Below are 10960 nucleotides of genomic sequence, written 5' to 3' on the forward strand. Positions count from 1 at the left end.
CTCAAGCCCGACGCACAAACAACGCACAAACAAATTTAACCAAGCCAAATTTAACTGAGCCAAATCACCCATCTACCGCAACGATGATACGGTTGCGGCCACTTTCCTTGGCCTGATACAAGGCCATGTCGCTGCGTGACAGTGATACATCGGCATCGATATCGCTGGCCTGCATGACGGCGATGCCGATGCTGACCGTGACAGGGATAATTTGCCCACTTACATTGACAGGCGTCTCGCGCATTTGTTTTTGTATCCTTTGCGCGAACACTGTCGCTTCCGCCACATTCGCACCAGCCAGGACGACGGCGAACTCTTCGCCACCTACACGACCGGCGTAATCTGTCTTGCGCAATTCGTCCTGCAGGATATTGGCGAAATGCCTTAGCACCAGATCGCCTGCGGCATGGCCATGCGTGTCGTTGATGATCTTAAAATTGTCCAGGTCACACATCAATACCGCAGATGGATTGCCAGCGCCGCGGTGTATGCGGGCCAGCTCTTCTTCCATGCGCCCCATGAAACTGCGCCGGTTAGGGATTTGTGTCAGGAAGTCTGTGGTTGCCAGTTCCTGCAATTCTTGCTCTATGCGCTTGTGTTCGGTAACGTCGGTAATAAAGCCGTGCCATAAGGTTTCGCCATCGGGCAAGCGTCGTGGACGCGCATCCATCTGACGCCAGCGCATGCCTTGCTGCGGTAGGTTGACACGGTATTCGTGATGCAAATGTTCCAGCCGGCTTGACGACGCCAGGATAGCCGCCCGGTAAGCCGGAAAATCGTCAGGGTGAATGCGCTCATGAATCAAGGCCACGCATTCGTTGATTTGCGCCGGTGTCAATTCATAGATATCGCGTATGCCTTCGCTGACATAGGAAAAACACTCCTCACCATCCGGCAGCATACGGTATTGATAAGCCAGACCTGGTACTTCATTGGTCAGGCAGGTCACCAGGTCTACACTTTGCTGCAGACGTTCTGACAGCGTGCGCATGGCGGTGATATCTGTCGTCGTACCCAGCATACGCAAGGGCTTGCCATCTTCTGCCCGGCTGACCACTTTACCACGACTGGATATCCATTTATAACTGCCATCCTTGCAGCGCACGCGGTGTTCAACCGCATAGCTTTCTGTCTCGCCTTCGAAATGCGCCTGCATGGTAGCGCGCACATAGGCCTGGTCTTCCGGGTGCAGGCGCGTATAACTATCTTCTATACGGTTGGATACTTCATGGTCGGCATAACCGAGTATGGCTTTCCAGCCGGGTGAATAATGAATTTCGCCAGACTGGATATCCCGGTCCCAGATGCCGGTTGCACTGCCTTCTATCGCCAGTGCCATGCGCATCATATTGGCGTGGCTTTTGCGCGAAGCATCATGCGCAGCCTGAATTTTTTTCTGGTCGGCACGGTATTCAACGATGGTGGAAATCATGCCAGGAAGCTCGGCTACGATTGGTGCCGGCAATGCAGTGAATGGATGATTTTCCTGTTGCAGCAGTATGAGTCCACCCAACAAGGTTTGCCCGGCGCTGCGGACAGGCAGGCAAGCTACAGGCAATAACTGCGGCATAACGGTACCGCCATGCAAACATGCCTGTTGAAAAACGCCAGCTTCCAGCATGGCATCTGTCCCCAATACGCCCTCTGCCGACTGCCCTAAAAAAGCCAGAATGTCTTGCGCAGTTGAGTGATTGACTAGGTTGTCAAGTTCGCCCGGGGGCATGCTGGCAGCAAACAATTCGGCAGGCTGGTCTTCACCGGTGCCTGCCAGCAGCAGAATCGTCATGCAACCCGCGTATTGCTGTTCCAGGCGGTCAATCAACTGTTGCAATAGTTCATTGTAGGGGGTTTTACCTGCGATGCCCGACAAGATGAGGCGATACAGAGCCAGCACATGCTGGCTGTCATGTGGCTTGTTATTCTGGCTTTCAAACGAAGTATCCAAGCTGATCAATCTCAGGCATCCATCGTGAGAAATACACTGCACAAGCAGATATTTTGCCAAGCAATAACATCATTGCAAGAATCTGGCTTGACAGTACATTTCATGGTGACAACAGTATGTTGCACTGTGCCAAGCCATCATATACCAAAGTCAGTTTACATGATGCCTGAGTTCCACCTGTATCACTACAGACCCTGTTGCTTCAAAGCCTCAATTTCAAAATCGCCATCATCCACCAGCCGTTCCCATCCGGCAAACTTGCCCAGTCCCAAGGTTTTTGCCATGGAGAGTAACAGACTCTGACCTGCCGCCGCACGTTCTGGCATCAGTTGGTACACGGGATCATTCAACGCGGCAGTTGGTGTAATAAAGGACCAACCCATGTCGCGGAACTGTTGAATCACATCATCCAGCCACAGTGCGTTGATGAGGTTATGGTGCATCAGCATGACTTGCGCAATATCACGCCCCTGTAATTGCCAGGATAAGGCACGATACGCTTCTGCTCGCTGCCGCACATGGGCAAGATAAGCCCGCTTGATAGGGCTAACATCAGCTTGCGGATTTTTCTTCAACACAGCTGTCAGCTTTTCATTTAAACGCCAGTCGCTGGTATCCAGGCTGACATAGGCATTCCTGTAATCGTGCTGTTTTAAAAAACTACGCATGCCATCACGCTTTTCTGGCGTATTGCCTTCACGCAAATAAGTATAGCGATACCACTTCTGGTAACCAGGCAAGGTAGTGATGATCTTGTCGCAATCAAGTATCTCTTGCTGGTATTGGGCCAGGCTGACTTTTTCGCTATGCAGATCAGGATGCGTCATGCTGTGGTTGCCTATCGCATGTCCGGCATCGGACCAGGCTTTGGCCAGCGCATAACCGGCGGGCTGATTCGCACCATTCGCGGCGGTCACAAACAAGGCTGCACATACGCCATGCCTGGCCAGCGCATCCAGCATGGCTTGATTGCGTTGCTGGGGGCTGAGCTTGGGTGTTTGCTCCAACTGAGGGCCATCATCAAAAGTGAAAGCGACTGTTTGTGCATGACCATCGCCAGCAAAAAGCAGGAGTGCAGACGCACAGGTACAACTGAACACGGAGAGGTAGTGGCGGAATAATTTCATCTGGAATGGACGTATCTGAAGTGCTATCAAGAACGTAGCATACCATCAGGTTTTTACATGGCACACGGGAGCATGGTGAGCCAGGCTGTCACTTTGTGTGGCTATCAGATTTCCAGACAGGAATCTACAGATAAGTATTCCAATCCTGCATTGGAAGCATATAATTCCGTAAGCTCTACCAGCGCTTCTGCGCCGCTGAAACTGTGTCCACATCCTGCGTCCAACCTGAGGGAGATATCCGCATGAGTATCATCACTTCACACCAACCCGGTGCATTTTGCTGGGTAGAACTTGCCACCAATGATCAAAAGGCCGCCAAGGCATTTTATGGTGAACTTTTCGGCTGGATTGCCAATGACCAGGACATGGGACCGGAAGGCGTGTACACCATTTTCCAGCTTAAGGAAAATGACGCCGCTGCTGCCTATACCCTGCATGCTGAACGCCAGGCTGGCATACCACCACACTGGATAATTTATATATCCAGCGAGGATGCGGAAGCAACGTCAAAACGCTGCGCAGAACTGGGTGGGGAAATCGTCGTGCCTGCATTTGATGTATTTGACCTGGGCCGCATGGCGGTATTGAAAGACCCCACCGGGGCATTTCATAATATCTGGCAACCGGGTAAAAACACCGGTATCGGCGTGCAGAATGAAGCGGGTGCCTTTTGCTGGGGCCAGCTCAATAGCAGTGATACAGCAAAAGCAGAAGCGTATTACACGGCCTTGTTTGGCTGGGGTGCCAACACTGGTACCGGTGGTGGCATGACCTATACGGAATGGCAGCAAAATGGCACGCCCATAGGCGGCATGATGGCCTTGCCGGATGGTGTCATGGCACCCTCACACTGGCTGGCGTATTTCAACGTGGACGACTGTGACGCCGCCGCTGCCAAAGCCCAGGCGCTGGGTGCCGCCACGTATGTAGCGCCCACAGATATTCCCAATACTGGTCGTTTTGCGGTCCTGGCTGACCCGCAAGGTGCTGTGTTTGCGATTTATCAGCAAAGCTAGCCTCAAAAAAATAGATGCCGCCCCAAGGATGACACCCCGGCGTTGCAAGCTTAACGGTGTTGCAAAAACCCGATAGCGCGCGCCACACCCAGTCTGGGGCTGGACAAGACTGGCTTGTCTATGTCAGACAATGCCAGTGCTGCCGCTGCCATGGATGCCTGTGCCAGGACAATGACATCCACAGCGGCAGCCTGCTCAAGCATTTTAGTCCTGACTGCCTTGCTGATCGCGTGCAGATAGGCATCGCTGTCCCCTTGCAGAAAATGCGCCCATGCATCACTGACCAGCAAATTGCTGATGCTGACAGGCTTACCCAGAACATGGGCTGACTCCATCAGCAATTCGGTGCTTGGTAACAAGCTGGTTTCCAGTGCAGCTACCAGTAAAATACGCGGCCCCAATGTGACGGCACTATCAGCCATGGCGCGATCTATTCTGGCGGTCTGAAAACCCGTATGCCCGGCCATGCGCTCTGCCACAGCACCTATGCCAGAACTCATTTCATAAATAGGGGTGAGATGCGTTTGCCTCATAACGCGGGCTGGCAAGGCGGACGAGGCAGTCAATAGCGGGTCTATTGACAACGAGTCGAATTGTTCACACCCTTGCAGTCCAGCACGCGTTATGAGACAAACCCTCCGGGAGCTGGCGATTCGGGCGCATTGCAGCGTTGCGCCGCTTGCTAAGGCACTAGCCTTAGCTGCAAGTGTCACCCTTGACGCCTCGCACTGCATCCCGAATCGCCTTGCTCGCACTCATCCCTATTGATGAAATGAGTTCTAGAACACGTACACACTACCATGCGTGCTCCACTGGCTGCGGCCTCTTGCACCGCATGCTCTACATCCCGGATCACACTCACATCTGCAAGCCCCAGTTGCTGGGCAGCGGTCAACAAGGATGGGACTACCTGATGATGCACCTTCAGTCCCGGTGCCATTTCCTGCACCAGGACTTCAAAGCTGGCACCATGCACTGGCGAGGTATGTAAAAAAGCGAGTTCATGCTGCATACAGCCTGTTCCCATCAATTGAGTTTTTTCATGTGGGCGACCAGTTGATCGAGCGCCGTTCCCCAGCCTTGATGAAATCCCATGTCCATATGTTTTTGTTTGTCTTCTGCATTTTTATGCAGGACGACCGCCTTGTATTTGGTACCTGCATCATGCGCTTCAAATATGATGATAGCCGTCATGAAAGAATTGCCGGTAGGACGAAAACCAGGGCCCAGGGTATCGGTGAATACCAGCTTCTGACCAGGAATGACTTCGAGGTAACAGCCCACATTGTCATGATCAACACCTTCGGGTGAACGCATTACCGTACGGAAGATGCCACCAGCTTTCAGTTCAATTTCACAGTCTACGGTTTTCCAGGGTGCTGGCGTGAACCATTCAAGCAAATGCGCAGGGGTAGTCCAGGCAGCCCAGACCAGCGATGGCGGGATATCGACTATTCTTTCCAGCACCAGATCGAATTTGTTTTCTTCTGTAATAGCTTCAGACATCGTGTTTCTCCTTTATCTTGTTCAGATAATGATCAAGTTGATTAAAACGGCTTTCCCAATCGCTACGCTGTTGGGAGAGCCAAATCTCGGCCTCTTTCAAAGCCTGTGGTGCCAGTTGATACGTTCTGACCCTGCCTTTTTTTTCCGACATCACCAGACCAGAATCTTCAAGTACCCGCAAATGCTGGGTAAACGATGGCAACGCCATGTCGAAATCCTGCGCCAGTTCGCTCACCGCGGCCGGCCCACGACACAGACGTGCCAGTACGGCGCGCCGGGTAGTATCACCGAGGGCAGAAAATAGTTGGTCGAGTTGCGTGCTGGGTTGCGTGTTGATTTGCATGTCGAGTTACATAGAATGAGCAGACATGCTCATCAATATAGCCCAGATTAATACTTAGGTAAACACCTTTGTATTGAATTTGACTTATTGTGCGATTTTTTCTTCCGGCCGCAAATGCTTCAGGCTTTGATCAAAGATGTCTTGCAAATACTTGTAACGTGGCGACAGGTAAAGATAAACCGGCTTCATAAACAGGTCTTGCAGGAAATAACTCTCCGCCGCCTGATGATAGTCTTCAAGAACCTTGCGCGCCATGGACTTGGTCATGATGCAGGCATCACCCAATTTTCTTAACACCATGTTGGCACAATCCTGTTCCGAGTTGACTGCGATCAATTGTTCCACTTCCTTGTGTGCTGCAATAGCAGCATTACCGCGCACATAAAATACTTTGTGCCTGCTCAGGTCATTCAGGGATTTGACGATGAGTGTCTTGTCGTGGGTCAGCACACTAAAGCTCAACTGCCCCAAGGCTGTAGGCACGCGAATCGCCGTAGGTGCCATATTTTGAAATTCTTCAAACCGTGGCAATTCGCCGGCGGTTTCACCATCCTGCAACATCTTGATGGCACGGCCGGATGGATAAGCTGCCAGGCTGCACACCAAGCCATGTTGATGACAGAGTTTTTCCAACAGGCGCTTGCTGTCCGCAAAGGCTTCACCGGCTTCGCTAAGAGAAGAAGAAAAATGCAAAACCTCGCTCTCCCTGGTCTGCTGGCGGGAACGCACATCAGTACAGGCAAAAAACAAAAGCAACAAAAGCAACAAAAGAATTGCACGCACGATCGACGGCTTTCAAATGAAACCTGGCACTTCGTCTGGTATATCAAGAGTTTATAGAATTCATTCCATGTATGGAATGAATTCTATAAAGAAAAAGACGGAGATTATGAAACCAGCTCAGTTTCAGTATTTAACAATACCTGGCGACTGACAAGCCCTACTTGAGAAAATGTTGCAGTGCAGATGCAGAGCGGCAATTTTTGCAAAAAATATTACTACTCTGACATACCAAATCAATCATTTTCTTTGGCCGATGATATGTTTGCAGCTATGGCCACCGTCTTTCATCTCCGCTGCCATCAGGCGGGGAAAAGAAGTGCCCCCTGCTCAGGCAAACGGGATTAATGTGTTGCCGGTTCTGCCTCCAGCGCCTCTGCCGTGCGCTCAGCATTGTAAAGTTCCAGGTTCAGCAAACCCAGGCGCTTGGCGACGATGGTTGGCACCAGGGCCTGACCGGCGACATTAACGGCGGTACGCCCCATGTCGATGATCGGTTCCACCGCCAGCAGCAGGCCCACGCCTTCAAGCGGCAAGCCAACGGTAGACAGGGTCAGTGTCAACATCACGGTTGCACCGGTCGTGCCCGCAGTCGCGGTAGAGCCAAGTACGGACACCAGGGCAATCAATCCCAATTGCGTAACATCGAGATGCAAGCCATAAAATTGTGCGATAAAAATAGCCGAGATCGCCGGATAAATCGAGGCACAACCATCCATCTTGGTGGTCGCGCCCAAGGGTACCGCAAAAGCTGCGTATTCACGCGGCACACCCAGATAACGCTCGGTGACACGTTCAGTCAGCGGCATGGTGCCCATGGATGAACGAGAAACAAATCCCAGTTGCACTGCCGGCCAGACACCACTGAAATACTGGCGCACTGACAGCCCATGCAGGCGCACCAGCACCGGATACACAATAAACAGTACCAGCAGCAAACCTACATACACCGATGCACTAAAACTGGCGAGTGAACCCAGCGCATCCCAGCCGTAACTGGCGACTGCATCCCCCAACAACGCCAGCGTGCCTATCGGTGCCAGGCGTATGATCCACCATAATATTTTCTGCACCACACCACCAACTGCATCCACCAGACGCAGCAAAGGTTCTGCACGCTCACCGATCTTGATTGCTGCAATACCCACTGCAATGGAAATCACCAGTAACTGCAAGACGTTGAAACCAAGCTGTGTACTGGCGACCGCCTTCTCACCCACCAGCTTGACTGAACTACTGGCTGTCATACCCAGGATATTTCCTGGCAACAGCTGATTTAAAAAGGCCCACCAGGAACCTGTTCGGGCTGGCGCACCGGCCTTGGCTGCATCGACCACGGCACCAGCACCAGGGTTAGCCAGCAGGCCAATCGCCAGACCGATGGCAACCGCAATAAAAGCCGTAATGGCAAACCAGATCAAGGTTTGTGTTGCCAGTTGCGCTGCATTTTGCAAGCGGCGCAGATTGGCGATACTGCTGACCACTGCCGTCAGAATCAAGGGGGGAATCATCAGCTTCAACAAGCCGACATAGGCATTGCCGACCGCCCCCAGCGCAACCTGCAACCAGTTCGCTTCCGCCCCTTGTGTCCCCATGTTACGCGCCACCAGCCCAACTACTATCCCGGCAACCAGGCCAACCACGATTTGCGGTCCAAAAGACTTCCACCAGCGCGCACCGTGCCCACTGGGTAATGCAGGTGTAGCGGTTTTGTTAGTTGAAGATTGCATATCCTTATTACCTACCCTTCCAAGCTTGTATATTGATGCCTACATCATGCACCAAAGCCGCTGCTATTAGAACTCATTTCGTAATAGAAGCACATGCGTTTACCTCATAACGCGAGGCTGGATGAATGGGGCATGGGGACTCTTATTGAGCGCCCTGGCTTGGATGGATTGCTCCGGCGTCCGGACCAGCGGTGGTTTTTTTCGTACCACCATTTAAAAAACGTCCCATAAAACGGTGACGAATAAGCAAATGATAACTGAGCAAACAAAACACTGTCGTCAGCAAGATATTGCAGATCATTCTCCCTATGGCAGCAAACGGGCTGTGATATAACAAAATACCAAATCCCATCGTTCCCAGCATATGTACCAGATAGACCCAGTAAGAACTGTCGGCCATGTAAGTGAGCACGCGATTCCGGCCTGGCAGATAGCGCAGGAATAAACCAATCAGGGCAAAACTCCAGAGCCAGCTGACGCCATTATATAAATACGCCATTGCCCACTGCATACCATAGCCGGTCGACTCTGCACTGCCAAAACTTTTACTCAGTTTCAAAAACAGGACGAATACAGGCAGGCCGGCAATCAGGTAAAGCCAACTCTTACGCGTAAAATTTTCCAGTATCTCGCTCTGATAACGATAGAGGAAAATTCCAAATGTGAAAAACAGGCCGCTATGTATAAACTCTGCAATATCAGGCAAGAACGAACCCAGCGGTATCACCATGCCGTTTCGATAAAAGCCGCCCGCCACAGCCAGTGGCAAGCTCAGCAAGAGTATGCCCCACCAGTTCATGCCAAGTATTTTCCAACTCCTGGCAAAGCCTTCCTGCCAACCCAAAGGTACAGTGACAGACAAGCGCAGCAGCAAGGCATACACCAGGCAATACAAAAACAAATAATAGATGAACCACAAATGCAGCAGCGATACCTTGGCCCGGCCCGGGATTTGCGGGATCAGACTAAAGTCCACACCTATTGTTCCATACGCATTCAAATGTGCATACACTGCCATCAGCAAAGCCATGCCAATAAACAGCACAGGCCAGAACAGCATAAAAGGCCACACCAGCTTGCGCACCCGTTGCTGCAACATAGCGGCGATTCCGCGTCTGGCAACCAGCATGGCCACAAAAAAACCTGCCAATATGAAAAACACCGGCATGCGAAACGCATGGATAAAAACAATCAACAAATCTGCCAGCAAACTGGTCTGACTATCACGCCATGGGGTAGGTGCGGGACTCTCCATGTAATTGACCGACACATGTACCACAATGCCCAGCCACATCATGATGGCTCTGAGATTATCGAGAGAATGCAGACGTTGATTTGTATTCATAGTTTTCTGCTCTCAAGGCTTAGGGGGCTGTTGTAAACGATACATCCAGTCACTCTCACTGTTCCTGGCATCGTTCAGCAATTGTTGTGGGCTGCGTCCTGAAATATCTTTGCAATCCCGTATCAGGTGAGATTGATCGGCATACCCCTGGGTACTTGCATGTTCAGCCCAATTCGGTGCATGCCCCTGCGCCAGGCCAAGCAAGACCTGGTGATGGCTGCGTTTGGCGCGCCATAATCGGGATAAACCCAATAAAGGCAAACCCGCTTCCTTTCTGGCCCGTCTTTGTACCTGACGCTCACCTACACCAAGCAAACTGCAACTCAAGCGCAGGCTCAGATTCTGGCCCATTTTGCGCAAGCGTGACCAGGGGTTGGCATACAAAGGGCTGGCATATTGCATCACATGATATTCAATAAGCTGACGCCGCTCTGTATCATCGCTTGCCAAAGCAACCGCCTCCAGCAAAGCCAGGCCTTGCGAATTCATACTTGCCCGGGCATCGACAAAACGGTCTTGCACTGTCGACAAATCCAGTTCAAACAAGGCATGAAAGGCATCCGCATAAAACACCGTCATAAAACTATGCCGCTCACCGATATTCATAGAAACCCCATACTGGCTTTGACAGCCAGCCAGGAATAGTTGCGGCAACCGCTGATCACGCTTGGCTTTGCCTTGCTGTATAAGGCAAAGCTCACCTTCCAGCATCCAGGTGATGCAACAAAACGGCGAGGCCGGGAAGTGATTCAACTGATCTTGTTCATCCAAACCACAACCGCGGGTATCCCGCACCACATACATCAACACATGCTCAGCCACCTGCCCACTGGCCGGCCAGATATGCGTTTGCGCTTGGGGATTCCTGTCAGTTTTATGCATGATGTGGATGCTACCCGCTTCATTGCCGGATGTATTGTACGTTTACGACATTTTTCTACTTTTTTGGGACTAGTATTTTATTTGCAATATTTCCACTGAAAATCCATTCTGCTCGAATTGGATTATTGCGTCGGTATGTGATCAAGACGGATGGTGCTTGCACTGACGTTTAATGTCGTTGCAAGGAAGCTGTTGCTGTTGCTGTTGCTTTTGACTTTGTTGTTGATTTTGACGTTGGTGTTGTTTTTGACCTTAATCCGCTTGAGACGAAGCCATTTGTGTAGTG

Annotated in this window: 10 protein-coding genes; 1 reads left to right on the top strand and 9 read right to left on the bottom strand. The window is 51.4% G+C overall.

Translation table 11 applies throughout. From position 1 onward, the window contains the following. Nucleotides 1-64: 64 nt before the first annotated feature. Both ACO0K9_RS12560 and ACO0K9_RS12565 read right to left on the bottom strand, forming a co-directional pair. Nucleotides 65-1945 (bottom strand): sensor domain-containing diguanylate cyclase, encoded by a 1881-nt coding sequence (locus tag ACO0K9_RS12560; RefSeq protein WP_422985337.1) that lies wholly within the window; start codon nucleotides 1943-1945, stop codon nucleotides 65-67. Nucleotides 1946-2130: 185 nt separating this feature from the next. Continuing rightward, complete coding sequence (locus ACO0K9_RS12565; RefSeq protein ID WP_422985339.1) at nucleotides 2131-3072, bottom strand: polysaccharide deacetylase family protein; 942 nt, start codon at nucleotides 3070-3072, stop codon at nucleotides 2131-2133. 242 nt (nucleotides 3073-3314) lie between these two features. Between ACO0K9_RS12565 and ACO0K9_RS12570 the strand changes: the two genes are divergently transcribed. Continuing rightward, the gene (locus ACO0K9_RS12570) at nucleotides 3315-4088 is read left to right on the top strand and encodes a VOC family protein (RefSeq protein WP_422985341.1); all 774 of its coding nucleotides are present in this window, start codon (nucleotides 3315-3317) and stop codon (nucleotides 4086-4088) included. A gap of 50 nt (nucleotides 4089-4138) precedes the next feature. Here the strand turns inward: ACO0K9_RS12570 and ACO0K9_RS12575 are convergent, their stop codons facing one another. The 7 genes from ACO0K9_RS12575 to ACO0K9_RS12605 form a co-directional block, all read right to left on the bottom strand. Beyond that, complete coding sequence (locus ACO0K9_RS12575; protein ID WP_422985343.1) at nucleotides 4139-4588, bottom strand: hypothetical protein; 450 nt, start codon at nucleotides 4586-4588, stop codon at nucleotides 4139-4141. Nucleotides 4589-5114: 526 nt separating this feature from the next. Continuing rightward, entirely contained in the window at nucleotides 5115-5594 is a 480-nt protein-coding gene (locus ACO0K9_RS12580) for an SRPBCC family protein (RefSeq protein WP_422985345.1), read from the bottom strand. Continuing rightward, entirely contained in the window at nucleotides 5587-5937 is a 351-nt protein-coding gene (locus ACO0K9_RS12585) for an ArsR/SmtB family transcription factor (protein WP_422985347.1), read from the bottom strand. Before ACO0K9_RS12585 ends, ACO0K9_RS12580 begins: the two co-directional genes overlap by 8 nt. A gap of 84 nt (nucleotides 5938-6021) precedes the next feature. Beyond that, nucleotides 6022-6666 (bottom strand): hypothetical protein, encoded by a 645-nt coding sequence (locus ACO0K9_RS12590; RefSeq protein WP_422985349.1) that lies wholly within the window; start codon nucleotides 6664-6666, stop codon nucleotides 6022-6024. Between the two features lie 395 nt (nucleotides 6667-7061). After that, nucleotides 7062-8447 (bottom strand): dicarboxylate/amino acid:cation symporter, encoded by a 1386-nt coding sequence (locus ACO0K9_RS12595; protein ID WP_422985351.1) that lies wholly within the window; start codon nucleotides 8445-8447, stop codon nucleotides 7062-7064. Nucleotides 8448-8589: 142 nt separating this feature from the next. Further along, a complete protein-coding gene (locus ACO0K9_RS12600) occupies nucleotides 8590-9792 on the bottom strand; it encodes an acyltransferase family protein (RefSeq protein ID WP_422985353.1) in 1203 nt (400 codons plus the stop codon). Between the two features lie 12 nt (nucleotides 9793-9804). Beyond that, nucleotides 9805-10674 (bottom strand): hypothetical protein, encoded by an 870-nt coding sequence (locus tag ACO0K9_RS12605; RefSeq protein WP_422985355.1) that lies wholly within the window; start codon nucleotides 10672-10674, stop codon nucleotides 9805-9807. Nucleotides 10675-10960: the final 286 nt, after the last annotated feature.

Source organism: Undibacterium sp. Ji50W (assembly GCF_049340445.1).
GTDB lineage: Bacteria > Pseudomonadota > Gammaproteobacteria > Burkholderiales > Burkholderiaceae_D > Undibacterium.

Bases quoted from the DNA above. Each gene is read 5' to 3' on its own strand.
- ACO0K9_RS12600 (WP_422985353.1), bottom strand. From the start codon at position 9,792: ATGAATACAAATCAACGTCTGCATTCTCTCGATAATCTCAGAGCCATC.
- ACO0K9_RS12575 (WP_422985343.1), bottom strand. From the start codon at position 4,588: ATGAGTTCTGGCATAGGTGCTGTGGCAGAGCGCATGGCCGGGCATACG.
- ACO0K9_RS12585 (WP_422985347.1), bottom strand. From the start codon at position 5,937: ATGCAAATCAACACGCAACCCAGCACGCAACTCGACCAACTATTTTCT.
- ACO0K9_RS12565 (WP_422985339.1), bottom strand. From the start codon at position 3,072: ATGAAATTATTCCGCCACTACCTCTCCGTGTTCAGTTGTACCTGTGCG.
- ACO0K9_RS12605 (WP_422985355.1), bottom strand. From the start codon at position 10,674: ATGCATAAAACTGACAGGAATCCCCAAGCGCAAACGCATATCTGGCCG.
- ACO0K9_RS12570 (WP_422985341.1), top strand. From the start codon at position 3,315: ATGAGTATCATCACTTCACACCAACCCGGTGCATTTTGCTGGGTAGAA.
- ACO0K9_RS12595 (WP_422985351.1), bottom strand. From the start codon at position 8,447: ATGCAATCTTCAACTAACAAAACCGCTACACCTGCATTACCCAGTGGG.
- ACO0K9_RS12580 (WP_422985345.1), bottom strand. From the start codon at position 5,594: ATGTCTGAAGCTATTACAGAAGAAAACAAATTCGATCTGGTGCTGGAA.